The sequence below is a fragment of the Pseudomonas sp. B21-059 genome (assembly GCF_026016285.1).
GTDB classification, from domain to species: domain Bacteria; phylum Pseudomonadota; class Gammaproteobacteria; order Pseudomonadales; family Pseudomonadaceae; genus Aquipseudomonas; species Aquipseudomonas danubii.
In genome coordinates this window covers 5,355,237-5,380,838 of the sequence record NZ_CP087201.1, presented here as the reverse complement: position 1 = coordinate 5,380,838, position 25,602 = coordinate 5,355,237, and the positions used below count along the sequence as shown (strand labels likewise).

The window sequence follows — 25,602 nt, the reverse complement described above, 5'->3', positions numbered from 1 at the left end:
AATTCACGGCTGTGTCAGAGCGTTGCAGCCCAGCATACTGGCCCGCTGGGGCCTTACGGGCAAGCCTGAATCGGGGGAACGAGGCAGGAGTCAGACCATTGTTGTAGAAGCTTATTGCGATAAGTTCTCGTTTAAAGAGGATTTTATTGTTACTGTATAACACTATTTTTCACCCCAGCCGCTGGAGACTCCGATGAAACCCAACATTCACCCTGACTACCGCCCCGTGCTGTTTCACGATACTGCCGCCGACGTGTTTTTCCTCATTGGCTCTACCGTCGATACCGACCGCACTTACCAGCACAGTGATGGCCAGACCTATCCCTACGTGACCCTGGATGTGTCCAGCGCTTCGCACCCGGTGTACACCGGCCAGCAACGCAAGACCCAGTCCGAAGGCCGTATTGCTGGCTTCAACAAACGTTTTGCCTCCTTCGGTTCCAGCGGTAAAGCCGCTGCCAAGTGAGGTCATTGGCCTCCATTCTCGCCGCCGTCCGTTGGAGCTCTTTCAGCGGACGGATGGTATTAAAAAGCCATCATTCCCCTCGGAAATGCTTCTACGCTTGAATCAGGCAACAAGGATCAGTGTTGCCAGTGAAAAGAATGAAGGACATGTGCATCGATGTTGACCCGAGGTGTCTCATGGGTGAGCTGAACGTTGCCACAGTCACACGCCAGCCCGAGGTTCTGTTGGTGGACAGCCAGGACGCGATCCTGCAACGCCTGCACCAACTGCTCAGTGCTCATTCCTACGTGCTGCACCTTGCCCACGACGCCAGCGAAGCCCTGAAGGTCATGGCCACCCGGGAGGTGGACCTGATAATCAGCGCCGCCCATCTGCCGCAGATGGATGGCCCGTCCCTGCTGGCGCGCATTCATCAGCACTATCCGGACACTACGCGCATCCTGCTGACCGGTGACCCGGACCTGAAACTGATCGCCAAGGCGATCAATGAAGGGGAAATCTACCGTTACCTGAGCAAGCCCTGGGATGATCAGGAACTGTTGCTGACCTTGCGCCAGGCGCTGGAGCATCAGCATTCCGTGCGTGAACGCCAGCGCCTGGAGGCTCTGGCGCAAGAACAGAACACTCAGCTCAAGGCCCTCAATGCCGAGCTGGAAAAACGCGTCGCGTCGCGCACCGCGGAGCTGCAACAAACCGCCGACATGCTGGACCTGGCCTATGAGGAGCTCAAGCACAGCTATGCCACGGGCGCCGAGCTGTTCTCGCTGCTGGTGAACCAGCGTCTGCCTAGCGACAAGCAGACCAACCGCCGGATCATCGATTTGGTGCGTGCCTACTGCAAGATCCACGGCATCGACGCCGTGGCGCAGCGCGACCTGGCCATGGCCGCGGCCCTGCACAACATCGGCAAGCTGAGCTGGAGCGACAGCATGATGATCACCCCGGCCGATTGGTTGCACCACCATGAGCGTGAACGCTATCGGGCCTATCCGGCGCAAAGCGAATCGCTGCTGATGACCCTGGAACCGGTGCAGGATGCGGCGCGCCTGATCCGCCATCACCAGGAACACTGGGATGGCAGCGGCTTTCCCGATCACCTCAAGGGCGAGGCGATTCCCCTGGGCTCGCGGCTGCTCAAGCTGGCGGTGGATTTTATCGAACTGCAGTGCGGGCTGATTCTCGAACGGCACATGAACAGCGACGAGGCCCTGGTGTTCATCCGTAAATACGCCGGCCGGCTGTACGACCCCGAGTTGGTGGAGGGGTTTATCCAAGTGTGTTCTGTGTACCTCAGCGATGTGACCCTGGGCGACCCTTCGGTCAAGGTCCTGGGCACCCGGGAGCTGGCGGCGGGCATGCTGCTGGCGCGCAACCTGAATGCCGACAACGGCATGCTTCTGCTCAACGCCGGCAAGGTGCTGAGCCAGCCTCTGGTGGACAAACTGATCGCCTTTGAAACCATGGAAGGCGCCCGTTACAGCGTGTTCGTCAAGCTGGCGCGAGAGCCGCAGTCGGGCACCTGAGAAACACCCTGGAACGACGGGAAATATACTGCTGGCGGATGACGACCCGCTGCCGGGCATGTGATCCTTGCGCCTTCGTTCTCAAGGTGTCCAGGTCCCCATGTCGCTGCCCTCCGCCGTTGCACCCTCCGTCATCCGTATCGCCGCCGCCCTGTTGCTGGGGACCGATGGCCAGACCCTGCTGGTGCGCAAACGCGGCACCGAGGCCTTCATGCAGCCTGGCGGCAAGATCGAAGCCGGCGAGCCGCCGGTGCTGGCCCTGGCCCGAGAGTTGGAAGAGGAACTCGGCCTGCGCATCGATCCGAGCCAGGCCCGCTATCTGCAACAGTTTTGCGCACCGGCCGCCAACGAGCCCGGCCATGTGGTGCAGGCGGAGGTCTTTCTTGTTCGCATCGACACTGCGGTGACCCCGGCGGCGGAGATCGAGGAGGTGCGCTGGATCGATCCGGCCAGCGATGGTGATTTGTTTCTGGCGCCGTTGACACGGGATCTGATCTTGCCGTTTTATCGCAAGGCCCAGGCGAGCCTCGCCTGACCTCCCGTTGCCAAGGACTGCCATGATCCCACTTCACGACTACCTGATTTTCGCCGCGGCCTCGTTGCTGATGGTGCTGACCCCAGGCCCGAACATGATCTACCTGATTTCCCGTTCGATCTGCCAGGGGCGCAAGGCCGGGGTGACGTCGTTACTGGGCGTCGTGGCGGGCTTTTTCGTCCACCTGTTTGCCGCTGCACTGGGCCTGACCGCGATCTTCATGGCGGTGCCCATGGCCTATGAAGTGCTCAAGTGGGCCGGTGCCCTGTATCTGCTGTGGCTGGCCTGGCAGGCGCTCAAGCCTGGCGCGCGATCGCCGTTCGAAGCCCAGCAGTTGCCGGTGGACTCGCCCCGCAAGCTGGTGATCATGGGGTTTCTGACCAGCGCCCTGAACCCTAAGATCGCGGTGTTCTACCTGTCGATCTTTCCGCAGTTCATTCATCCCGAGCACGGTTCGGTGTTCTCCCAGAGCCTCATTCTCGGCCTGACCCAGATCAGCGTGAGCTTTTCGGTGAACCTGCTGATTGCCCTGTTTGCCGCAGGCATTGCCTCCTGGTTCGCCAGCAACCCCACCTGGCTTTCGGCCCAGCGTTACTTCATGGGGTTCGTGCTGGCGGGGCTGGCGGTGCGCTTGATGTTCGAACAACGCCGTACCAACTGAACATGACGGACTGACGATCTCGCATGAGCCTGCAGATCCAACACCTGACTCCTGACGATGCCGCGCAATACCGGGCCTTGATGCTCGAAGCCTATGACCGCCATCCCCAGGCGTTCACTTCCAGCGTCAGGGAGCGGGAAAAGCTGCCACTGGCCTGGTGGGCCGCACGCCTGGATGGCGAACTGGACTTGCTGCTGGGGGCCTTTTCCGAGGGGCGTTTGCTGGGGATTGTCGGCCTGGCCTTTGAACTTCGCGAGAAAGCCCGGCACAAGGCGACCCTTTTCGGGCTCTACGTCACGGGCGAGCAGCGTAGCTGCGGCCTGGGTTATCAACTGGTGCAGAGGTTACTGGCAGAGGCGGCCGATTATGAAGGGCTGCGCCTGGTGCAACTGACGGTGACGGCGGGCAATGACGCAGCGCTGTCCGTGTACCAGCGCTGCGGCTTTGTCCAGTTCGGGCTGGAACCCCAGGCGGTGTGCGTGGGGGAGGACTATCTCGACAAGATCCACATGTGGCGCGAAGTGCCACGCTGATCCTGCTCGCTGGCCAGCCGGCGCCTGCGTGAGGGTGGCGCTCAGCGTACAGCGCTGACGCCGTCCAGGGTCGAGAACGAGGTGTCCTTGGCGGTCAGCAGGAAGTCACGCATGTAGGGCGCGTCCAGCATGTCGGCGCGAATCGCTGCGTACAGGGTGGCGAACAGTCCCTTTTCACCCAGCCGCTTGGCCTTCACATAACCCCGTGAGCTGTATTCATGCAGGGCCCAATGGGGCATGCCGCACACCCCGCGGCCGCTGGCCACCAGCTGCATCATCATCACCGTCAGTTCCGAGGTGCGGACCTGCGCCGGTTCGATGTCCGCCGGTTCCAGGAAGCGGGTGAAGATGTCCAGACGATCCCGCTCCACCGGATAGGTGATCAGGGTTTCGTTCAGCAGATCTTCCGGAACTATGTAGGGCTTGCTTGCCAGGGGATGCTGGTTGGCCACTGCAAGCATGGCTTCGTAGGTGAACAGCGGCACATAGGTGATGCCGGCCAGTTCCAGGGGATCGGAGGTCACCACCAGGTCCAGGTCACCCCGGGCCAGCGCCGGCAGCGGTGCAAAGGAGAAGCCCGAGGCCAGGTCCAGCTCCACTTCCGGCCAGGCGTCGCGGAACTGGTCGATGGTGGGCATCAGCCACTGGAAGCAGCTATGGCACTCGATGGCCATGTGCAAGCGGCCGGCGGTGCCGCCGGCCAGGCGGGCAATGTCCCGTTCGGCGCCGCGCAGCAGCGGCAGGGTGGCATCGGCCAGTTGCAGCAGGCGCAGGCCGGCGCTGGTGAAGCGCACCGGCTTGGTCTTGCGCACGAACAGCGGCATGCCCAGGCGTTCTTCAAGTTCCTTGAACTGGTGGGACAGGGCGGACTGGGTCAGGTGCAGGCGTTCGGCGGCTTCAACCAGGCTGTCGGCTTCGCGCAGGGCGTGCAGGGTCTTCAGGTGACGGATTTCGAGCACCAGGATCTCCATGAGTAAATTTTGTGATCAACACGAAAAGGTTGAGTTTGTCTCATGTTGCCCGGGCTGTCGACAATAGCGCCATCTTTGACAAGGAGGCGCTTTCCCATGGCTCTGGCCCACACCCTCGGTTTTCCCCGCATCGGCGCTGACCGCGAACTGAAAAAAGCCCTCGAAGCCTACTGGAAGGGCGCCCTCGATCAGGCTGCATTGCAAGAGGTCGGTCGCGAGCTGCGGGCTCGGCACTGGCAAGTGCAAAAAGACGCCGGCATCGACCTGCTGCCAGTGGGCGACTTTGCCTGGTACGACCAGGTGCTCGGTCACTCCCTGACCTTCGGGGTGATTCCCGAGCGTTTCGACGGTCTTCGCGATGCCCAGGGCCGCCCGACCCTGGACACTCTGTTCGCCATGGCCCGTGGCGCCAGTGCTGGCTGCTGCGGTGAGCAGGGCCAGGCGCAATACGCCCAGGAACTGACCAAGTGGTTCGACACCAACTACCACTACCTGGTCCCCGAGTTCAGCGCCGACCAGCCGTTCCAACTGAGCTGGGAGCAACTGTTCGACGAAGTCGAGGAAGCCCATGCCCTGGGTCATCAGGTCAAGCCGGTGATCATCGGCCCCTTGACCTACCTGTGGCTGGGCAAGGCCAAGGGCAATGCATTCAACAAGCTCGACCTGCTGGAGCGCCTGCTGCCGCTGTACGGCGAGATCCTCAACCGGCTCAAGGCCCAGGGCGTGGAATGGGTGCAGATCGACGAGCCGATCCTGACCCTCGATCTGCCCCAGGAGTGGAAGAGCGCCTTCGAGCGGGCCTACCACATCCTCCAGTACTCGCCGCTGAAAAAATTGGTGGCCACTTACTTCAGCGGTTTGGAAGACAACCTCGGCCTGGCGGTGGGCCTGCCGGTGGACGGCTTGCACATCGATGCGGTGCGGGCTCCGGAACAATTGGGCCAGGTCCTGGACCGGCTGCCGACCTACAAGATTCTTTCCGTGGGCCTGGTCAATGGGCGCAACGTCTGGCGCTGCGAACTGGAACAGGCCCTGCAGCAGTTGCAGGTGGCCCAGGAGCGTTTCGGCGACAACCTTTGGGTCAGCAGCTCCTGCTCCCTGCTGCACAGCCCGGTGGACCTGTCCCGGGAAGACCAGCTGGATGCCGAACTGAAAAGCTGGCTGGCCTTTGCCGTGCAGAAGTGCGGCGAGATCTCGGTCCTGCGTGATGCCCTGAACGATCCCCAGGCCCCGGCGGTGCAAGCGGCCCTGGCGCAAAGCCGCAAGGTCCAGGCCAGTCGTGCCCTGTCCCCGCGGATTCACAAGGCCCAGGTCCAGGCCCGGATCAAGGCCATCAGCGCCGCCGACAGTCAGCGTCAGTCACCCTTTGCCCAACGTATCGAACAGCAGCGAGCGCGCCTGCAATTGCCGGTCTTTCCCACCACCACCATCGGCTCTTTCCCGCAGACTGCATCGATTCGCCTGGCGCGCCAGGCCTACCGGCAGGGCAAGCTGTCGCTCAACGACTACACCGATGCCATGCACAGCGAGATCCGCCACGCAGTGCAGATCCAGGAGAGCCTTGGCCTGGACGTGCTGGTCCACGGTGAAGCCGAGCGCAACGACATGGTGGAGTACTTTGCTGAGCAACTGGACGGCTACTTGTTCACCCGTTTTGGCTGGGTCCAGAGCTACGGCTCGCGCTGCGTCAAGCCGGCCATCATCTACGGCGACCTGAGCCGGCCCCGGGCCATGACCGTGGACTGGATCCAGTACGCCCAGAGCCTCACCGACAAGGTCATGAAAGGCATGCTGACTGGCCCTGTGACCATGCTCATGTGGTCTTTCCCCGGGAAGACGTATCGCGCAAGGTCCAGGCCCAGCAACTGGCCCTGGCCCTGCGCGATGAAGTGCAGGACCTGGAACAGGCCGGGATCAAGATCGTGCAGATCGACGAGGCGGCGTTCCGCGAAGGCCTGCCCCTGCGCCGCGCGCAATGGCAGGAGTACCTGGACTGGGCGGTGCAGGCCTTCCGCCTGAGCGCTTCGGGTGTGCGGGACGAAACTCAGATCCATACCCACATGTGCTACAGCGAGTTCAACGATGTGATCCAGTCCATCGCTGCCATGGATGCCGACGTGATCACCATCGAGACTTCCCGCTCGGACATGGAGTTGCTGCAAGCCTTCGAAGCCTTCGACTACCCCAACGACATCGGCCCGGGGGTGTATGACATCCACTCGCCACGGGTACCGGACACTGCCGAGATGGTCAAGTTGATGAGCAAGGCGGTCAAACGCATTCCCGCCGAGCGACTGTGGGTCAACCCCGACTGCGGCTTGAAGACCCGCGCCTGGCCGGAAACCGAAGCGGCCCTGGTGAACATGGTGGCCGCGGCCCGCCAGCTGCGCAGCCAGTTGGCCTGAAAGCCGGTAGAAACCTGCTTGCCGACGAAGGCGATCATCAGTTCCACCTCGTCGGCAAACGAGGCGCCGCTCGAGCGCCCCTAAGCGATGACCGCTGGGCGGGCTTCATCAAACTGTCACGCAACTGTGGCAGCGCGAAACATCGAAGTTCATCAGACTCGCGCTCTACTGGGGTTCTGCGTTTCGGTGTTTTCCATGCGGGCAAGATTGTTTTCCACTGTCATCCTGCTGGCCGGGCTTTTGCTCGGCCAGCTGTCTTTTGCGGCCTCGCGCTGCGATGTCAACGTACCCACGCAACGGGTCGACCTGGCGCAGGTGAGCCTGGCCTACCAAAGCATCGGTCGAAGTTCCGATCCGGCATTGCTGCTGGTCATGGGCCTGGGCGGACAATTGATCCACTGGCCGGACGAAGTGGTGGAGGCCTTGTGTCAGCAAGGGTTTCGGGTGATTCGATATGACAATCGCGACGTCGGCCTGTCCACCTGGCGCCAGGCTCCGGCCAGCGCCAACCTGACCTTCGAAGTACTGCGCTACAAGCTCGGCCTGCCCGTGGCTGCGCCTTATACCCTGAGCGACATGGCCGATGATGCCCTGGGGTTGATGGATGCCCTGCACATCGAGCAGTTCCATGTGCTGGGGGCGAGCATGGGCGGCATGATTGCCCAGCATCTGGCGGCCATGGCGCCACAACGAATCGAGAGCCTGACGCTGATCATGACCAGTTCCGGGGCCGAAGGCCTGCCGGCGCCGAACGAGGCGCTGGTGCAATTGCTGTCCCGGCGCAATGCACCGAACCGTGAAGCCGCCCTGGAGCAGCAGGCGGACCTGCTGGCGGCCCTGGGCAGCCCGAAGGTCGCGGATGACCGTCAGGTCCTGCTGCATCAGGCTGCGTTGTCCTATGACCGGGCGTTCAACCCGGAGGGCGTCAAGCGCCAGATCATGGCGATCCTCGCCGAGCCGAGTCGTGTGGCCTTGCTCAAGCAACTGCGGGTGCCGGCGCTGGTGGTGCACGGCACCGCCGATCCGCTGTTGCCGGTGATGCATGGGGTGCACCTGGCGGCGCAGATCCAGGGCAGCCAGCTGAAGCTGATTCCGGGGTTGGCCCATCGTTTCCAGGACGCCTTCAAGGCGCCTTTGCTGGCGGCGGTGCTGCCATACCTGCAAAACCATCGCGAAGACACTTCCCACTGGGCCCAGATCGAGCCGGTGGATAGCGCGAATGTGCTGTGAGGTCATGCGCCAGTAGGAGCCGGCTTGCCGGCGAATGAGGCAACCCCCGCTCAACGAATGATCTTGTCTACCTGAATGCCGAGCTTTTTCAGGCGGTACCAGAAGCTGCGTTCGGAAATGCCGATCATCTGCGCCGCTGCCGCCTGGACGCCGTTGCTCTGGTGCAGGGCCGCGAGAATGTAGGCCCGCTCCACTTCGGCCAGGGCCGCGTCCAGGTCGCTGGGCACTTGTGGGCCGACGCTGAGGGCCACGCTGCCCTCGGTTCCTGCTGGTGGGGTGTCGAACAGATAGCCTGGCAGGTCACTTTCTTCGATGACCGATGCGCGGGCGACGATGGTGGCCCGCTCCACGCAGTTCTGCAGTTCGCGGATGTTCCCTGGCCAGGTGTAGGAGGCCATGGCCTGCAAGGCTTGGGGGCTGAAGCCCGTGATGCGCTTGCCGGCGGTGGCCCCCAGGCTGTGGGCGAAGTGGCGGGCCAGTGGAGCGATGTCCTCGACCCGCTCGCGCAGCGCCGGCAAGGGAATGGGGAAGACGTTGAGGCGGTAGTACAGGTCCTCGCGGAACTCCTTGTTGGCCACGGCTTCCAGCAGGTTCTTGTTGGTCGCGGCGATCACCCGCACATCGACCTTGCGCTCCCGGGGATCGCCCACCGGCTCGATCACGCGTTCCTGCAGGGCGCGGAGGATCTTGGCCTGCAAGGCCAGGGGCATGTCGCCCACTTCATCGAGAAACAGGGTGCCCTTGTCGGCCTGCTGGAAGCGTCCGACCCGGTCCGCCACGGCGCCGGTGAAGGCACCCTTGCGGTGGCCGAACATCTCGCTTTCCAGCAAGCCTTCGGGAATGGCCGCGCAATTGACGGCGACAAAGGGTTTGTCCGCGCGATTGCCGTGCTTGTGGATGGCCCGGGCGACCATCTCCTTGCCGGTGCCGCTTTCTCCGGTCAGGAGAATGGTGGCGCTGCTCTCGCGTACTGAGTCCACCGCCTGCAGTACCTGGCGAAAGGCCGGGCTGTCGCCCACCAGGCTGTCGAACTGCTGGTGCTCGTCGAGCTCGGCGCGCATGCGCTGGTTGTCTTTGAGGATGTCGCGAAACTGCAGGGCCTTGCTGACGGTGATGTCCAGCTCATCGATATCGAAGGGCTTGGCAATGTAGTCGTAGGCGCCGTTGCGCATGGACTGCACAGCGTTCTTCACCGTGCTGTAGGCGGTCATCACGATCACCGGCAGGTTCGGGTAGCGCTGCTTGATTTCTGCCAGCAGTTGCGGCCCGTCCATGCCCGGCATGCGCCAGTCGCTGATCACCAGGTCGATGTCTTCCTGCTCCAGCACCTTGAGGGCGTGTAGGCCATTGCCCGCCGTGAACACCTGGATGCCGTTCTGGCTCAAGGCCGAAGACAGCAGGTCACAGAGTTTGGGTTCGTCATCGACCACCAGCAGGTTATGCGTCATCAGTGTCCTCGTCGTCCTCTTCACCGTTGGCCGGAATGTACAGGCTGAAGGTGGCGCCGGCATCTTTTTCGCTGACGCACTCGATGTGGCCGTCATGGCTTTCCATGATCGAAAAGACTTTCGCCAGGCCCAGGCCAGTGCCCGAGGCCTTGGTGGTGACGAAGGGGGTGAAGATGCGTTCCAGCATGTCCGGCTCGATGCCCTGGCCGGTATCGCTGACGCTGAGGATGGTTTCGTCTTCCTGCTGGGCGATGCCCAGGGTCAGGCGGCCGCCCTCGGGCATGGCGTCGATGGCGTTGAGGATCAGGTTCAGGCAGGCCTGCTTGAGCTGCCGGGCATCGGCATGGATGGTCGCACCCGGTGCCTGGTCGTCGATCCGCGCTTCGATATTGTGGGTCGCCAGTTCCGGGGTGCAGAAGCCCAGCAGTTCCTCGACCAGCGGGCGTGCCGCCTGGGTGGCACGAATGGGCGCGCTGGGCTTGGCGAAGTCGAGAAAGTCGGTGATCAGGTCGTTGATCCGGCTGACTTCACTGATCACGTATTCCAGGTGGCGCTTGTCGTTTTCCGGCAGGTTGGCCCGACGGTGCAGCAACTGGGTGGCGGTCTTGATGATGCCCAGCGGATTGCGGATTTCATGGGCCAGGCCCATGGCCACCTCGCCCAGGGCATGCAGGCGATCGCGACGGCGCAACTGGCCCTCCAGGTGCTGCAGTTCTCCCAGGCGCTCGCTCATGTGGTTGAAGGTGCTGCTCAGCTCCGCCAGTTCGTCGCCACCGATCACCGGCACCCGCTGCCGGTAGTCGCCGGCGATCACCGCCTGGACTCCCTTGGACAGGCCCCGCAGCGGCCGTGTCAGGCGTTGCGACACCAGCCAGCCGACACACAGCGAGGCGGCCGAGCTGAGGAGGAAGATCAGGATGAACAGGTTGCTCTGGTTAACCAGGCCCACCAGGCTGCTGTGGCGCAGCAGGCCACTGAAAATTACCCCCACCAGATCGCCGCTGTCGTTGAAGATCGGCCGGTACAGGCCGCTGTAGCGGCTGGTGAACTGCTCGGTGGGCTGGCGGGTGGCGCGCAGGATGTCTTCGATCTTGTGCGGCACGCGGGGGGGATGGTCCTCGAAGCGCTGGGTGGCGAAGATCTCCGAGAAATCATCGGCCTTGGCCAGGTACAGGCGCAGGTCCAGGGAGTGCACATCGGCCACGCTGGTGAGGAAGCTGGCGTCCAGGTAGGTGGCGATCAACAGCTGATAGTCGACCCCGTCGAGCTGGGTCTGGAAGGTCGAGACCACCGCCCCGGTGGCCACGCCACCCACCTGGATGGTCTGCAGGACGGCGTTGGAAGCGGTGCTGATCTGCCCCACCACGTCGTCCGCGGCGGTGGTGAACACCACCTTGTGGTCGCTCTTGCGGATCAGCGCCACCACGTCGATGCCCATGGAGTCGGCAATATCGGCGGTGAGCTTGTCATGCTTGGCTGCATTGCGGTCCGTGGGCGGGCGCGTATAGCGCAGGAACAGCTGGGCGATCCGCGCGTTGTCATGGAGGATCTCGGTGATCTCGTCCTCGACGATCTTGGTGGATTCCTGCAGCCAGATGCGCACGTTGCTGTCGAAAATCTCCGACAACGTGGTGGCCGCCAGCTCCGCGGCAATCATGGTGGGAATCACACTGACCAGCCAGAACGCCAACACCAGCTTGCGCTGCAGGCTCCAGCGGGAGATGGCAAAAGGGCGGGGCGGGCGACGATCTTTTCTGGTCATGTACTTTCGCTTATTGCAGCAGCCATGGCGGGGTCGGAGCGATCCGGACGGACAAAGCGTTTTATCACCTTGAGCAGGGCATTGAGCAAGGGATTGCGATGTCGGAAAAACAACATGTTACCGGTGAACTGGCAACCCAGGCGCAACTTGCTGGCGTAACCGGCCTGACCACACTCGTACAGGGGAATGTGCTGCTGGATACAGTAGTCGACGTTGGCCAGCCAACTGCGGAAGTACAGATTGTGCTCACGGGTGACGTTCAAGTCGTGGGCGAAGAATTTGTCGATCAGCCGATGCTGGTCGATGAGTACCAGGTTGAAGGCCACCAGTTGGTCCTGGACCCAGTACAGGACGCAGGCGGCGCGCTGGTCCAGTTGTTCGAGAATGCCGGTGAAATAGGCCGCCGGCAGGCGCTCGAACTGCAGGTCGCTGCGTTCCAGGGTGGCTTCGTAGAGGCGCATGATGTCGGGCAGCACGTCGTCGATCTGCCGCCGCCACTCGATGCGCGGCGCCGGGGCGCGCAGCTTGCGCCGCAGGTCCTTGCGAGTGGACTTGCCCAGGGTGCCAAGATAGGCGTCGATCGAGGCGAAGGGCACCGGCAGCAGCGCGCTGGGCAGGCTCGGCATGGCTTGCAGGCCGGCGGCCCGGCAACTGGCGGCCCATTGCGGGTCGCTGCTGGGGGCATCCTTGACCGCCATCAGGCCGATGCCGAAGCTGTCGGCGTCGCGCCGGGCCAGTTGCAACAACTGCTCCAGCAACGCCTGACGACGTTCCAGGGGAACATGGCTGGCGGTGCCGGCACTGCACTGTTCGGCCACGGGCGAGCCGATGGCGTACAGGCGCAGCTCCAGGGCACCTGGCCACTGGCGTGCCAGGCGTTCGGTGAAGCGTTTGGCCAGGCCGGAGACCGTGGTGTCGAGCCGATACTGAGTCGTGAAGGCCGGCGCTACCGCCACCAGGGTCGAGCCCTCGTAGATCGCCAGGTAGCGCCACTGGAAGTCGGCGATGGCGGCTTTTTCCACGGCCAGGTAGTAGTCCCAATCCTCCAGGGCGTCTGGAAAACAGTCATTCCAGGCGCTGCGTTCAATGGCCTGGATGGTGGAAAAGGCTTGGGCGGTAATCACGTATCTTCCTTAAGTCATGCCAGCTGGCGATAGTCTTCGCGCACCGCAGGTGCAACCACTCGCTGCTGGATGAAGTCCACGCTCAACTCGATCACCCGCTGGTATTGCAGGTCCACGGTGATCATGTGATAGCAGTTGTCGAGGAGGATCTTGGTCACCGGGCCGCCGAGCTTGCGCTCCACGTAGTCGGCATTCCACGGACTGGTGATGTCGTCCTCGCTGGAGTGCAGTACCAGGGCCGGGGTCATGATCGAAGGCATGCGTTTCTTGACCACGGCGTTCATCCGGTGCAACTCGCGCACCGTCACGCCCTCCATGGTCAAGAGGCCTGCATCGCTGCTCTGGCCGGCCTTCATCTGTTTCTCGACAATGGCCCGCAGGCGTTCGTTCTTGATGCCGTAGGGCGGCTTTTCCTCGAAGCGGCAGATGTGCACGCCGAAGGGAATCTTCATCAGCAACGGGGTGAGGAACGCCAGCTTGTTGATGCTCCAACCGTCGTACTTGAGGGTGGTGGAATACATCAGCAGGCCGCTGATCTGCCCCGGATGCTCGGACGCCAGGTACATGGACATCACGGCGCCCATGGACAGACCGCCGACGAACACTTGCTCGTGACGCTGTTGCACGCCGACAAAGGTCTTGCGTACGCCCTCGTACCAGTCCTGCCAGCCGGTGGCCTGCAGGTCGCTGTTGTCCCCGCAGTGCCCGGGCAGGGTCGGAACGTACACCGTGCACGTTCCGTCCTTGGCCAGGCCCTGGGCCACCCGACGGAGTTCCGTCGGGGTGCCGGTCAGGCCGTGGATCAACAAGACCCCGACCGGACCCGTGCCGAGAACGAAGCCGGCGTCGCCTTCGCCCAGATCGATCTCAGCGGCGCTCATCGCTTCATGGCCCGGTCCAGCAGGCGGTCCAGCAGTGCGATGCCCAGATCGATTTCCGCGTAGCTGATTTCCAGCGACGGGGCCAGGGTGATGACGTTCTTGTAGTAGCCGCCCACGTCGAGGATCAGGCCCAGGCGCTGGCCGTCGATCTCGATGTCGCCCTTCATGCCTTCCTCGACCATGAAGTCCAGGGTCGCCTTGTCCGGGGTGAAGCCGTCGGTGGTGCAGATTTCGCAGCGCAGCGCCAGGCCCAGGCCGTCGACATCGCCGATGATCGGGTAGCGCTTCTGCAGGTCTTGCAGGCCGGCCAGGAAGTACTTGCCCTTTTCCATGACCATCGCGCCGTAGTCGATCTCGCTGGTCATCTTGAACATTTCCAGGCCCACGGCGGTGCCCAGCGGGTTGGAGGCGAAGGTGGAGTGAGTCGAGCCTGGCGGGAACACGCCCGGGTTGATCAGCTCTTCACGGGCCCAGATGCCGCCCAGTGGGTTGAGGCCGTTGGTCAGCGCCTTGCCGAACACGATCACGTCGGGTTGGACGTCGAAGTGCTCGATGGACCACAGCTTGCCGGTGCGATAGAAGCCCATCTGGATTTCGTCCACCACCATCAGGATGCCGTGCTGGTCCAGCACCTGCTTGAGCTCGCTGTAGAAGTTCATCGGCGGGATCACGTAGCCGCCGGTGCCCTGGATCGGCTCGACGTAGAAGGCGGCGTATTCGCTCTGGCCGACTTTCGGGTCCCACACGCCGTTGTATTCGGTCTCGAACAGGCGGGCGAACTGCTGCACGCAGTGGCTGCCGTACTCTTCCTTGGTCATGCCTTTAGGGCCGCGGAAGTGGTACGGGAACGGGATGAACTGCGCGCGCTCGCCGAAGTGGCCGTAGCGGCGACGGTAGCGGTAGCTGGAGGTGATCGACGAGGCGCCCAGGGTACGACCGTGGTAGCCGCCTTCGAAGGCGAACATCAGGCTCTTGCCGTTGGTGGCGTTACGCACCACTTTCAGCGAGTCCTCGACCGACTGCGAACCGCCGACGTTGAAGTGCACGCGACCGTCGAGGCCGAACTTCTTCTTGGCGTCCACGGCAATCATTTCCGACAGCTCGATCTTGCCTTTGTGCAGGTACTGGCTGGCAATCTGCGGCAGGGTGTCGATCTGTTGCTTGAGGGCATTGTTCAGGCGCGGGTTGGCGTAGCCGAAGTTCACCGCCGAGTACCACATCTGCAGGTCGAGGTAGGCCTGGTCGCTGGTGTCCCAGACGTAGGAACCTTCGCAGCGGCTGAAGATGCGCGGGGGTTCGATGTAGTGAACGGTATCGCCGTAGGAGCAGTACTTGGCTTCTTTTTCCAGAAGGATCTGGTCTTCGGCGGTAGCGATGCGGATATCAGACATGGTGGAAGAGTTCCTGGGTTTCAAGGGAGAAATGGGTGGCGTTGGCCGCGTTGTTCGGCAGTTTTGCCAACAGCGCCGGCAGTTCGGCGAAGGAGTCGAACCGAGCGTGAGGAATCTTGTTGCGTTCGCAGTAGTCGGCCAGGCGATCCTTGGCGAAGACGAAGTCGGCGGTGGTAGCCACGCACATGTCCGACTGGCCATCACCGATCACCAGCACGCGTTTGCCCCGTGGCGTGGATTTGCACTTGCAGTTGCCGGAGGCGGCGCGGCAGGCGTCGCTGGCGTAGGGAAAGTCGATGCGCCAGCTGTTGTGGTCGACCTGGCGCAGGCGGTTGGCGAGGATCGGCAGCAGGGTCACGTAGTTGCGTGCCAGGATGCGGGCGATGCCTTGCTCGATGCCGTCACTGACCACTTCAATGGAAGCGCCCAGGCCGATCACGTGATCGACGAAGTCGGGGAAGTCCGGGTCGATTTCGACACTGTCGAAGTAGCCCAGCAGTTCGGCGGGCGAAGCCTTGACCAGGGCCAGTTGGCGACTGAGGCATTCTCGGGAGCCGATGTGACCGTCCAGCCATTCCTGTTCTATGCCTTCCCAGCTCGGGTCGGCGAAGCGTTGGAGAACGTTATCGATCACGTCGGCGCGGGAGATGGTCCCGTCGAAGTCACATACGATATGCCAGTGCATCATCTGCTGTTACCTGTTGAATAAGAGCGCTGTTTGCGCTTGCGACAGGGGTAGAGCAGGGACTGTGCCAAGTTGCGAAAACCCAGCAGGGCTGGGCCTCTGGCGAGGGCGGCAGGAGATTTGTAGCGTTCTTGCTACAAATTTTGTAGGTCGCTACAAACAACATCAGTGCTTGCGTTCCAGGGGCGCTCTGATGATTGATGCGCGCATGTTCAGACAAGGAAACTCATTCATGCCTCGGCTTTCTTCCCCTGCTTTACTCGCCGGCCTGCTGTCGCTGACCGTTGCCTGTAGTGCCTTTGCCGATTCCGACATCACGGGCGAACTCGGTCTGGGTGTCGGCTATCAACCCCATGACCCCACGGGCAGCCGCTATGACACTGTGCCGCTGCCGTACCTGGATCTGGACTGGGGCGATGTCAGCCTCAGTACCGACGACGGCCTGACCTGGGATGCGTTCAAGGGCAATGGTTTCAGCGCCGGCCCCTATATCAACTACCTGCAGGGACGTAACGCCGATGGTGAGCTGCGCGGCTTGCGGGATGTGCGCGACATGGCCGATGTCGGGGCTTTCGTGCAATACGCCCCGGACGACTTCTGGCGGGTGTTCGCCGCCGTGGGCCAGGCCGTCGGCGGTGCCGGTGGCCAGGGCGGCATGCTGGGCAAGGTCGGAGGGGAGATCGGCTATCCGTTGGGCATGGGCATCATCGGCAGCAATAACCTGACCCTGCACTTTGCCGACGCCCGCCAGAGTCAGACCTTCTTTGGCGTCAACGCCAAGGAAGCCCTGGCTTCGGGTATCGATCGCTACAGTGCCGGCGGTGGCCTGCAGAACTTCAGCCTGAGCCAGAACATCCAGGTGCCGCTGGGCAACAATTGGTCGCTGGTGGCCAGCGCCAGTTGGATCCGTCTGGTCAACTCCGCAGCGAACAGCTCCATTGTTCGCCAGCGGGGCGAAGTCAACCAGGGCCAGGTGCAGACCGCCGTCAGCTACAAGTTCTGAGGCGCGTTGCTGCAGGCCGCCCCCCGGCCTGCGGCGCTTCCAGGGAAAACTGGTCTGGCCTTTGCAATGACGGCCATGCACTCAATTTCTTAGGAAGTTCTTCATGGCTCGACCTGCCTACCGTCTACTGGCCTATTCCCTTTGGGACCTGATTCCGATTGTCATGGCCGTGGCGCATTTCGCCTTCGTCCTGTGGCTGGTGCTGGATTTCCACGCCCTGTCCTGGTGGTTCATCATCCCGGCAGCGCTGCTGTATTCAGTCAGCCTGTCGTGGAGCATCAACAGCATTTCCCACAACCAGATCCACAACGCCTATTTCACCCCCGGGTGGATGAACCGCGCCTTCGATCTGCTGCTGTCGGTGACCATAGGTTTCTCCCAGACCCTGTACCGCGATATCCACAACCGCCATCACCGGGGCAACTCCGACCTGCCGGACGCCCACGGCAAGACTGTGGACCCGCTGTCGATCTACCTGCATGGCAAGAATGGCCAACCGGACAATCCCTGGGCCTACACTTTTCTGAGCTTTTTCCGTGACGATCCCAAGGAGATCTATCAGGAAATGCAGCGCAAACGGCCTGACGATGCTCGTTGGGTAAAAGTGGAAATCGGCGCCACAGTGGCGTTCTATCTGGCCCTGGCGCTGTATGACTGGCATGCGGTGCTGGTGCTGCTGCCGTTCTGGTACCTGGGGCAGTCGCTGTCTTCGCTCAATGGCTACTACGAGCACCTGGGGGGCAATCCGGACCTGCCGATTGCCTGGGGCGTGAGTTCCTACAGCCCGCTGTACAACCTGATCTGGATGAACAACGGCTATCACGCCGAGCACCATTACCGGCCGAAAATGCATTGGACCAAGGTCAAGGCCTTCCACCGCGAGATCCGCGAACAGCAGCGGGCGGCGGGGGTGAAAGTGATTCCCGTGTCCCACGGCCTGGGATTCCTGGTTGCCCACCGCAAGGCCTAAACCCCGTGGCTGTAGGAGCTGGCTTGCCAGCGAAGGGGCCGGCAAGATCGCCTTCGCCGGCAAGCCGGCTCCTACACAACATCCCTTCGCTGTAGCAAAGAGGCCCTCAGGCCTCTTCACCCTCCGCCAAGAGGGCAATCCCGCCGATGATCACCAAGACCCCGACCCAGTGCAGCAGGCTGATCTGTTCGCCCAGGCCCAGCCAGGAGCCCAGCAGCACCACGACAAAGACCAGGGAGCTCAAGGGGAAGGCCAGGGACAGGCTGCTGCGACGCAAGATCAGCATCCACACGAAAAACGCGCCGATATAGCAGGCAATTGCCAGCAACACGCCCGGATTGACCGCTACCGCCGCCAGCCATTGCAGGTTGAAATCCATCTGCCCCAATTGGTCGCCGCCAACTTTGGTAGCGATCTGGCCGGCGCTCTCGAAGCCGATCAGCAGGGCCCAGAGCACGATGGTGCCCAGACGCTCGTGCAGCCAGCCGTGGGAGGTGTTCGAACTCATGAAAGGTTTCCTTCTATTCGTTGAATAAGGCTCAGGTACTGGCCACGCACACCAGCATCACCCCGGCGGTGATCACCAGCGTGCCCATCCAGCGCCGACGGCTGACGGTCTCGCCCAGCACCAGCTTGCCCGCCAGTACCACGCCGCAATAGGCCAGGGCCGCAGCCGGAAACAGCAGGCTCAGAGGGGCCCGGGACAGGGCTTCGAGCCAGACGAAAAACTCGATCACATAGGCCCCGATACCGCACCACAGCAGGGGCGCGTTGAACACCTGGCCCCAGAAGGCATTCAGGCGAAAACCGCCGTCCAGCTCCGGCAGGCGGTCCAGGCCGAGCTTGAAACAGAGCTGGCCGATGACGTCCAGCACAATGGAAAAAGCGACTAGCAGAACAACGGTCAAGGTCACGGGAACAGCTCCTCGAACAGCGAGATCAGGGCTTCATTGGTCACTGAGTTGCGCAGCAGGTCGTCCTGGCTCCAGCGCTCGGCCGGAGGTTGGTCCGACTTGGCTTCCCAGCGTTTGAAGGCATTGCTGAAGGCGGGTTTGGCGAACTCGCCGCAGACATCGATGCCCAGCACCCGCTTGCGCGCCGCCAGTTCGCGTATCGCTTGCAGCAAGTGGGTCAGGCGCATGCCGCCCTGGTCCCAGTTGGTGGCGGCGTCTTCGCTGGCCAGCACGTCCTTGTCGATGGTGATCCACACCGCTGCGGTGGGCAGGCTGTCGATCATTTGCGCGAGGAAGGCGGCCCAGTCCTGGTCCGCCAGATTGCGCCAGTGCAGGTGGTTTTCCTGTTGCTGGTGCCCGGCGCCATCGCCGACCCGGCCCCAGACCTTGGACGGCGCGTGCTGCCAGGGAAACAGCTGCAGCTTGCCGTGCTTCAGGGCGCCGAGGTTGCCGCCTCGCAGTTGCGGGTTGTGCAGATCTTCACTGCACGGGCCCAGGGTGACAATGCGCTGGATATTGGGCAGCTGCAGCGCCCGGTTGACCCAGGAGCCGCAGTGCCGGCGGGGGGCGAAGCGCACCCAATCCGGGTGATTGTCGAAGTGGATCAGGCTGATCGGTTCGGGCAGATCGTAGAGAAAGGCCGGGGTCAGGTGGTGATAGTCGCCGGAGCCGACAAAGAAGATTTCCGGTTGCGGGCCGCTGTGCCGGGGGCGTTGGCCCAGGCGTTCGCGGAAATGACGGTAGGTGCGTTCGGTGGACCAGAGTCGCAGCTTGGGGCCCAGGTCCAGCAGGTCCAGGCGTCGCGCCTGGCCGCTTTTCAGGCGCCGGACTATGGGCTCCTGGGCGGTCAGGCTGTGGTCGAGATCTAAGATGTTCAAGGTGTTCTTTACCCATGGCAGCGCCCTCCAGAAAACTGCGTGATCAGGCGAAAACGCAGGCTGGGCGGGCTTTACAGGGTAAATGCAAGGGTCGGGCCAGGGTCGTGGCCAGGTTGCCGGCGAGAGACCGCGGCGCAGGCTTCGCGAGCAAGCTCGTTCCTACGGGAATGCTAGGGGCTCAGGCGTGGAGGCGGACCCAGACGCTGACCAGCAGGGTGGCGGCAATCAACCAGGCCACGGCGGCCACCGCCAGGGAGGCTTCCAGGCGCAGGCGATCGACCATTACATAGAGCGTCGCCAGGTAGACGAAGTAGGGAATGATCGACCACATGCCGAACAGGATGGTGGTCTTCAGGTCATCCAGAGAACGGCCCTTGCCGACGATGTAGTGGGCAATCAGGGCAAAGGTCGGGAACAGCGGCACCAGGCCGGCGATGTAGTAGTTCCGGGTTTTGGCCAGGGCCGCCAGAATCACCACCACCGCCGCGCCCAGGGCGGCCTTCAATAATAGATCCATAAATGTTTGCGCCTTGGGTTAGGCTCTGTACGAAAAGCCTTGATACTCGGTGATGCTGCGTTGAAAACGGTCTCGGAATGCTCATTTACAACCCGTAAACTCCGCTTCCTCGACCGTTTTCGCCTTGCCTGACCTTCGTCTCAAAACTTTTCGTACAGAGCCTAGTGGCTCAGGCCGTATTTCTTGACCTTGTCGAACAGCGTGGTCTTGGCCATGCCCAGTTCCTGGCTGGCCTGGGTCAGGTTGCCACCGCTGCGCTGCAAGGCATCGTTCAGCAGGTTGCGTTCAAAGGCTTCCACCGCTTCGGCGAAACCCAGGCCCTGGGCGTTGCTGCTGCCGGACTTCTTGAACGCCGGCAGACCGAGGGCAAAGCGCTCGGCGACGTTGCGCAACTCGCGCACGTTGCCCGGCCAGTCGTGGCTCATGAGGGTCGATAGGGTCTGGTTGTCCAGCTCTGGCACGGTGCGGTCGAAACGCAGGGACGACTGCTGCAGGAAGTGTTCGAACAGTTGCAGGATGTCCTCGCGGCGTTCGCGCAGGGGCGGTAGTTCCAGGGTCACCACGTTGAGGCGGTAATACAGGTCGCTGCGAAATGCCTTGGCCCGGCTCAGTTCGTCCAGGTCCGACTTGGTGGCCGCGATCACCCGGCAATCCACGGCCACGCTCTGGTTCGATCCGAGGCGCTCCAGGGTCCGCTCCTGCAATACCCGCAACAGCTTGATCTGCAGATTGATCGGCATGCTTTCCACTTCATCAAGGAACAGCGTGCCTTGGTGGGCGTGCTCGATCTTGCCGATACGGCGCTTGCCGGCGCCGGTGAAGGCGTTGGCCTCATGGCCGAAGATTTCACTTTCGAAGAGGTTTTCCGGCAGGCCGCCGCAGTTCAGGGCGACGAACTGTTGTTGGTGGCGGCGGCTGAAGTCGTGCAGGCAGCGGGCGACCAGTTCCTTGCCGGTACCGGTTTCGCCCTCGATCAGCACGTTGGCCGAAGTGTCGGCGACGTTGGCGATCAGCTCCCGCAGGTTCTGCATGGCCGGCGAGCGGCCGATGATCCGTCCCTCCAGGGAACTGCGTTCGGCCAACTGGCGGCGCAGGGAGGTCACTTCCCGGGCCAGTCCCCGTTGTTCCAGGGCGCGGCGGGCCACGTCCACCAGACGCTCGGGAGAAAAGGGTTTCTCCATGAAGTCGTAGGCGCCTTTCTGCATTGCCCCCACGGCCATGGAAATATCCCCGTGACCGGTGATCAGCACCACCGGCAGGCTGCGATCCCGGGCCTTGAGTTGGGTCAGCAGTTCCAGGCCATCGATGCCCGGCAGGCGGATATCACTGACCACGATGCCGGGAAAGTTCTCCCCGACCTGGGCCAGGGCTTCTTCGGCGCTGCCCACGCCGATGCAGGGAATGTCTTCCAGGGCCAGGGCCTGTTGGCAACCCAGCAGGACATGGGGGTCGTCTTCGACGATCAGCACGGTCAGCTCGTTGTTCATATCGGCTCGGCTTGATTGGGGCTTGCCAGGGGCAAGCTGAGGACAAAGGCGGTGCCGCCGCTTGCCGGATGTTCCACCCCCAGGCTGCCGCCGGTGGCGGCGGCGAGGCTGGCGGACAGGGTCAGGCCCAGGCCCAGGCCCTGTTCGCCGGGTTTGGTGGTGAAGAAGGGTTCGAACAGGTGCTTGCGCGCCTCAAGATCGATGCCATGGCCGTTGTCGCGGACCCGCAGGCGATACTTGCCGTCGCCGAGCTCGCCTTCCAGCCACAGCTCCGGCGCCGGTTGGGCCTGCATGGCGTCCAGGGCGTTGCCGATCAGGTTGACCAGGATCTGTTCCAGGCGGGTCTGGTCGATCTGCAGGGTCTGTTCGGTGAAGGCTCGGTGCAGTTGCAGGGGCAAGGGTTCGATGCGCGCGTTGAGGAGTTGCAGGGCGGCGTCCACAGCCTTGTCCAGGCTGGCCTGGCCCTGGTCGTCGCCGCGGCGGGCGAAGGAGCGCAGGCTGGCGGTGATGCGGCCCATGCGGTCGATCAGTTCATTGATGGTCTTGAGGTTGGCGCTGGCGGTGTCCAGGGCGCCGCGCTCAAGAAAGCGCACGGTGTTGCCGGACAAGGTGCGCAGCGCCGCCAGCGGCTGGTTCAACTCGTGGGCGATGCTGGTAGACATCTGGCCGATGGCCGCCAGCTTGCCGGCCTGGACCAGTTCGTCCTGGGCCCGGCGCAGGGTCTCTTCGGCCTGGCGGCGTTCGCGGATCTGCCCCTTGAGGCGCTCGTTGCTGGCCCGCAGGTCGGCGGTGCGTTCGGTGATCCGCCGCTCCAGCTGGCTGTTGGCTTCCTGCAGGGCTTCTCGGGCGGCCAGGCGGGTGGCGATGACCTTGCGCCGTTCATTCCAGGCGATCAGCAGGAAGGCCACCAGGGCAAAGGCCACGGCCACCAGGATGCCCTGGTTGATGGCTTCCCGGCGCAGGTCCTGCAACGGGGTGAGCAGGGTGAAGTTCCACGGGGTGTCGCTCAGCGGCCGGGTCTGGGACAGGTAGCTGATGGCCTTGTCATCGGATACCAGTTCGGTATTGGCGGGAAAGGTCAGCTTCTCCACGCCTTCGGCCAGGCGTTCCCGGGCCAGGGGTTCCAGTTCGTTGAGGGGGAACCAGTAGTACTGCAGGCTGCGGGCCAGGCGTTCCTTGGTGTCGTCGCTGAGCGGGCGGACCGACTTGAGTCGTCGCGCCGGGTCGCTGGAGAGAATGATGATGCCGTTCTCGTCACTGACGAAGGCTTCCAGGCGGGCCCTTTGCCAACGTTCCTCCAGGGCCTCCAGGCGCACTTTGACCACCGCCACGCCAATGATCTTGCCGTGTTCTTCCAGGCCGTGGGCCAGGTAGTAGCCGGGCTCGCCGCTGGTGCTGCCGATGCCGTAGAAACGTCCGGGCTGGCCACGTACGGCGTTCTGGTAGTAGGCGCGGAAGGACAGGTCTTCACCCAGGTAGCTGTCGACATCGCGCCAGTTGCTGGTGGCCAGCACCCGGCCGGTGGTGTCCATGACATAGATGGCCCGGCTGCGGCTGCGCCGATTCAGGCCTTCGAGGTATTGGTTGACGGTTTGCCGGTGCTCCGGCGAGGGATCGGCCAGCAGCCTGGAGACACTGGACTCCAGTTCCAGGAGGCTGGGCAGATAGGTGTATTTGCTGATCTCGCTTTCTACGGCGCGGGCGTGCAGTTCCAGCTGGCGTTCGCCATTTTCACTGAGGCTGCGAATGCCATTGTGTTCGCTGATCCAGAAGCCGACGTAGCCCAGGCCGATCATCAGCAGGATGACCAGGGGCGGCAGGAACAGGTGACGGATCAGGCGGGGTTTCACGGCGAGTGATGGCGGCGCGGCGCGATAGAGAGTGGGGTCGCATTTCATCACAGATGCCTTGGGTCAACCACTGTGCGGTGTCCATAGGAGCCGGCTGGCCGGCAAAGCGGGCGAACCTGGCGATAGGGGAGCCCGGTGCGTCCCCTTCGCCGGCCAGCCGGCTCCTACAGAAGCACAGGTTTAGTGCTGCAGGATCTTCTCGAGGAAGTGCTGGGCACGTTCGGAGCGGGCGCTGATGTCACCGAAGAATTCCTCTTTCTGGCAGTCTTCGATGATCTGGCCCTTGTCCATGAAGATCACCCGGTTCGCCACTTTGCGGGCAAAGCCCATTTCGTGGGTCACGCACATCATGGTCATGCCTTCCTGGGCCAGTTGCACCATCACGTCCAGCACCTCGTTGACCATTTCCGGGTCCAGGGCCGACGTGGGTTCGTCAAACAGCATGACGATCGGGTCCATGGCCAGGGCGCGGGCGATGGCCACACGCTGTTGCTGGCCGCCGGACAGCTGGCCCGGGTGCTTGTGGGCATGGGCGGAGAGGCCGACGCGATCCAGCAGTTGCAGGCCTTTCTTGGTGGCCTCTTCCTTGCTGCGGCCCAGGACCTTGATCTGCGCGATGGTCAGGTTCTCGGTGATGGTCAGGTGCGGGAACAGCTCGAAATGCTGGAACACCATGCCCACGCGAGAACGCAGTTTCGGCAGGTTGGTCTTCGGGTCGGCGATGGAGGTGCCATCGACCACGATGTCGCCCTTCTGGAAGGGTTCCAGGGCGTTGACGCATTTGATCAGGGTGGATTTACCCGAGCCGGACGGCCCGCAGACCACCACCACTTCACCTTTCTTGACCTCGGTGCTGCAATCAGTCAGCACCTGGAAGTCCCCATACCACTTGTTGATGTTCTTGATAGAGATCATACGGCGAACCTTTTTTGCAGACGCTTGACCAGCAGCGAGGCGGCAAAGCTGATTGTGAAATACACCAGACCGGCAACGATCAGGAATTCATTGGAGCGGCCGATGATGTCGCCGCTGGAACGCGAGGCGTTGAGGAAGTCCACCAGGCCCACGGTGTACACCAGGGAGGTGTCCTGGAACAGGATGATGCTCTGCTGCAGCAGCAGCGGAGTCATCTTGCGGAACGCCTGAGGCAGGATGATCAGGCGCATGGTCTGGCTGTAGCTCATGCCCAGTGCCTGGGCAGCGCCCATCTGGCCCTTGGGAATGGACTGCACGCCGGCACGGACGATTTCGCAGAAGTACGCCGCTTCGAACATCATGAAGGCCACGATGCAGGAGGTGAACGCACCGATCGGGGTGTCTTCGCCGGTGATCCAGCGCAGCACGAACGGCACCGCCAGGTAGAACCAGGTGATCACCAGCAGCAGCGGAATCGAGCGGAAGTAGTTGACGTAGGCACCGGCCAGGTTCGACAGCAGCTTGTTGTGGGACAAGCGCATCAGTGCCAGCAAGGTGCCGAGGATGATCCCGCCCACCACGCCCATGACCATCAGCTTGAGGGTCATCAGCATGCCGTTCCACAGGCCGGGAATGGCCGGGATGATGCCCGAGAAGTCGAATTCCATTATTTACCTCCCACGGAGATCAGGCCGGGGACCGATACTTTTTTCTCGACCAGGCGCATCAGCAGCATCAGGCTCATGTTCAAGGTGAAGTAGATCAGGGTAGCCAGGGTGAAGGCTTCGAACAGGTTGGCCGAGAACTCGGCGGTCTGTTTGGTCTGGGCCAGCAGTTCCATCAAGCCGATCAGGGACGCCACGGAGGAGTTCTTGAAGACGTTGAGGAATTCCGAGGTGAGCGGCGGAATGATGATCCGGTAGGCCTGGGGCAGCAGCACGTTCCAGTAGATCTGCGGCAGCGAGAAGCCCATGGCACGAGCGGCGGATTCCTGGCCACGTGGCAGCGCCTGGATGCCGGTACGCACCTGCTCGCAAACCCGTGCGGCGGTGAACAGGCCCAGGCACACGACAACGCTCAGGTAGGCCGAGGTGGTCGGGTTGAGGTCCTGCTTGTACCACTCCTGGAGGTTGGCCGGCAGCAGATCCGGCACCAGGAAGTACCAGATGAACAGCTGCACCAGCAGCGGCACGTTACGGAAAATCTCCACGTAGACCGTGGCAATGCCCGACACCAGACGGTTCGGTATGGTGCGCATGACGCCCAGGATCGACCCCAGCAGCAGCGCGATGATCCAGGCCACCACGGCGATGGCGATGGTCCAGCCCAAACCGCTGATGAACCAGTCGAGATAGGTCTCGCTGCCCACACCGGTGGACTTGAAGAATACGCCCCAGTCCCAGTTGTAATTCAT

At 62.7% G+C, this 25,602-nt stretch carries 24 protein-coding genes and 1 pseudogene; 9 read left to right on the top strand and 16 right to left on the bottom strand.

Annotated features, from left to right (window positions below):
* Window positions 1-193 precede the first annotated feature (193 nt).
* The 5 genes from LOY69_RS23765 (at window position 194) to LOY69_RS23745 (ending at window position 3,718) form a co-directional block, all read left to right on the top strand.
* Window positions 194-466, top strand: coding sequence for a type B 50S ribosomal protein L31 (locus LOY69_RS23765; protein ID WP_102860452.1), 273 nt, complete (start codon window positions 194-196; stop codon window positions 464-466).
* 176 nt (window positions 467-642) lie between these two features.
* Window positions 643-1,989 (top strand): HD domain-containing phosphohydrolase, encoded by a 1,347-nt coding sequence (locus LOY69_RS23760; RefSeq protein WP_102880769.1) that lies wholly within the window; start codon window positions 643-645, stop codon window positions 1,987-1,989.
* Window positions 1,990-2,089: 100 nt separating this feature from the next.
* Window positions 2,090-2,524: an NUDIX hydrolase gene (locus tag LOY69_RS23755; RefSeq protein WP_265073670.1), complete on the top strand. Its 435-nt coding sequence runs from the start codon at window positions 2,090-2,092 to the stop codon at window positions 2,522-2,524.
* A gap of 22 nt (window positions 2,525-2,546) precedes the next feature.
* Window positions 2,547-3,185, top strand: coding sequence for a LysE family translocator (locus tag LOY69_RS23750; RefSeq protein ID WP_102880767.1), 639 nt, complete (start codon window positions 2,547-2,549; stop codon window positions 3,183-3,185).
* Window positions 3,186-3,214: 29 nt separating this feature from the next.
* On the top strand, window positions 3,215-3,718 hold the full coding sequence (locus LOY69_RS23745) for an N-acetyltransferase family protein (RefSeq protein WP_413787149.1): 504 nt from the start codon (window positions 3,215-3,217) through the stop codon (window positions 3,716-3,718).
* A gap of 41 nt (window positions 3,719-3,759) precedes the next feature.
* Here LOY69_RS23745 and metR read toward each other — a convergent pair whose 3' ends face one another.
* Window positions 3,760-4,677 (bottom strand): transcriptional regulator MetR, encoded by a 918-nt coding sequence (metR, locus tag LOY69_RS23740; protein WP_102860993.1) that lies wholly within the window; start codon window positions 4,675-4,677, stop codon window positions 3,760-3,762.
* A 108-nt stretch (window positions 4,678-4,785) separates the two neighbouring features.
* On the opposite strand from metR, the pseudogene metE reads away from it, so the two are divergent.
* Both metE and LOY69_RS23730 read left to right on the top strand, forming a co-directional pair.
* Window positions 4,786-7,094 (top strand): annotated as a pseudogene (gene metE, locus LOY69_RS23735) (5-methyltetrahydropteroyltriglutamate--homocysteine S-methyltransferase).
* A 195-nt stretch (window positions 7,095-7,289) separates the two neighbouring features.
* Window positions 7,290-8,324, top strand: coding sequence for an alpha/beta fold hydrolase (locus LOY69_RS23730; protein ID WP_102880765.1), 1,035 nt, complete (start codon window positions 7,290-7,292; stop codon window positions 8,322-8,324).
* Between the two features lie 50 nt (window positions 8,325-8,374).
* Here the strand turns inward: LOY69_RS23730 and LOY69_RS23725 are convergent, their stop codons facing one another.
* Genes LOY69_RS23725 through LOY69_RS23700 form a run of 6 tightly spaced genes read right to left on the bottom strand, consistent with a single transcriptional unit; the run spans window position 8,375 to window position 15,618 of the window.
* Window positions 8,375-9,772, bottom strand: a complete 1,398-nt coding sequence (locus LOY69_RS23725; RefSeq protein WP_265073668.1) for a sigma-54-dependent transcriptional regulator — start codon at window positions 9,770-9,772, stop codon at window positions 8,375-8,377.
* Window positions 9,762-11,534 carry a sensor histidine kinase gene (locus tag LOY69_RS23720; protein WP_102880763.1) on the bottom strand — a complete coding sequence of 591 codons (1,773 nt, stop codon included), beginning with the start codon at window positions 11,532-11,534 and terminating at the stop codon, window positions 9,762-9,764. The genes LOY69_RS23725 and LOY69_RS23720 overlap by 11 nt, the downstream gene beginning before the upstream one ends.
* Complete coding sequence (locus LOY69_RS23715) at window positions 11,531-12,658, bottom strand: GNAT family N-acetyltransferase (RefSeq protein WP_265073667.1); 1,128 nt, start codon at window positions 12,656-12,658, stop codon at window positions 11,531-11,533. Before LOY69_RS23715 ends, LOY69_RS23720 begins: the two co-directional genes overlap by 4 nt.
* 14 nt (window positions 12,659-12,672) lie before the next feature.
* Window positions 12,673-13,539, bottom strand: a complete 867-nt coding sequence (locus tag LOY69_RS23710; protein WP_102880761.1) for an alpha/beta hydrolase — start codon at window positions 13,537-13,539, stop codon at window positions 12,673-12,675.
* Complete coding sequence (locus tag LOY69_RS23705; RefSeq protein ID WP_102860462.1) at window positions 13,536-14,930, bottom strand: aspartate aminotransferase family protein; 1,395 nt, start codon at window positions 14,928-14,930, stop codon at window positions 13,536-13,538. The genes LOY69_RS23710 and LOY69_RS23705 overlap by 4 nt, the downstream gene beginning before the upstream one ends.
* Window positions 14,923-15,618: an HAD-IB family phosphatase gene (locus LOY69_RS23700; protein WP_102860463.1), complete on the bottom strand. Its 696-nt coding sequence runs from the start codon at window positions 15,616-15,618 to the stop codon at window positions 14,923-14,925. Before LOY69_RS23700 ends, LOY69_RS23705 begins: the two co-directional genes overlap by 8 nt.
* 229 nt (window positions 15,619-15,847) lie before the next feature.
* On the opposite strand from LOY69_RS23700, the gene LOY69_RS23695 reads away from it, so the two are divergent.
* Window positions 15,848-16,618 carry a MipA/OmpV family protein gene (locus LOY69_RS23695; protein ID WP_249735707.1) on the top strand — a complete coding sequence of 257 codons (771 nt, stop codon included), beginning with the start codon at window positions 15,848-15,850 and terminating at the stop codon, window positions 16,616-16,618.
* A 103-nt stretch (window positions 16,619-16,721) separates the two neighbouring features.
* Window positions 16,722-17,588, top strand: coding sequence for a fatty acid desaturase family protein (locus LOY69_RS23690; protein ID WP_265073666.1), 867 nt, complete (start codon window positions 16,722-16,724; stop codon window positions 17,586-17,588).
* 106 nt (window positions 17,589-17,694) lie between these two features.
* Here the strand turns inward: LOY69_RS23690 and LOY69_RS23685 are convergent, their stop codons facing one another.
* The 9 genes from LOY69_RS23685 to LOY69_RS23645 form a co-directional block, all read right to left on the bottom strand.
* Window positions 17,695-18,096, bottom strand: a complete 402-nt coding sequence (locus LOY69_RS23685) for an EamA family transporter (RefSeq protein WP_025129629.1) — start codon at window positions 18,094-18,096, stop codon at window positions 17,695-17,697.
* A 31-nt stretch (window positions 18,097-18,127) separates the two neighbouring features.
* On the bottom strand, window positions 18,128-18,502 hold the full coding sequence (locus LOY69_RS23680) for an EamA family transporter (protein ID WP_102880758.1): 375 nt from the start codon (window positions 18,500-18,502) through the stop codon (window positions 18,128-18,130).
* Window positions 18,499-19,419: an arginase gene (locus LOY69_RS23675; protein WP_102880757.1), complete on the bottom strand. Its 921-nt coding sequence runs from the start codon at window positions 19,417-19,419 to the stop codon at window positions 18,499-18,501. Before LOY69_RS23675 ends, LOY69_RS23680 begins: the two co-directional genes overlap by 4 nt.
* Window positions 19,420-19,597: 178 nt before the next feature.
* A complete protein-coding gene (locus LOY69_RS23670; protein ID WP_102860467.1) occupies window positions 19,598-19,936 on the bottom strand; it encodes a GlpM family protein in 339 nt (112 codons plus the stop codon).
* Between the two features lie 161 nt (window positions 19,937-20,097).
* Window positions 20,098-21,423 carry a sigma-54-dependent transcriptional regulator gene (locus LOY69_RS23665; RefSeq protein ID WP_102880756.1) on the bottom strand — a complete coding sequence of 442 codons (1,326 nt, stop codon included), beginning with the start codon at window positions 21,421-21,423 and terminating at the stop codon, window positions 20,098-20,100.
* A complete protein-coding gene (locus LOY69_RS23660; protein WP_213665882.1) occupies window positions 21,420-23,321 on the bottom strand; it encodes a sensor histidine kinase in 1,902 nt (633 codons plus the stop codon). Before LOY69_RS23660 ends, LOY69_RS23665 begins: the two co-directional genes overlap by 4 nt.
* Before the next feature lie 132 nt (window positions 23,322-23,453).
* Window positions 23,454-24,188: an amino acid ABC transporter ATP-binding protein gene (locus LOY69_RS23655; protein ID WP_102860470.1), complete on the bottom strand. Its 735-nt coding sequence runs from the start codon at window positions 24,186-24,188 to the stop codon at window positions 23,454-23,456.
* The gene (locus LOY69_RS23650) at window positions 24,185-24,856 is read right to left on the bottom strand and encodes an amino acid ABC transporter permease (protein ID WP_102880754.1); all 672 of its coding nucleotides are present in this window, start codon (window positions 24,854-24,856) and stop codon (window positions 24,185-24,187) included. The genes LOY69_RS23655 and LOY69_RS23650 overlap by 4 nt, the downstream gene beginning before the upstream one ends.
* Window positions 24,856-25,602: an amino acid ABC transporter permease gene (locus tag LOY69_RS23645; protein WP_102860471.1), complete on the bottom strand. Its 747-nt coding sequence runs from the start codon at window positions 25,600-25,602 to the stop codon at window positions 24,856-24,858. Before LOY69_RS23645 ends, LOY69_RS23650 begins: the two co-directional genes overlap by 1 nt.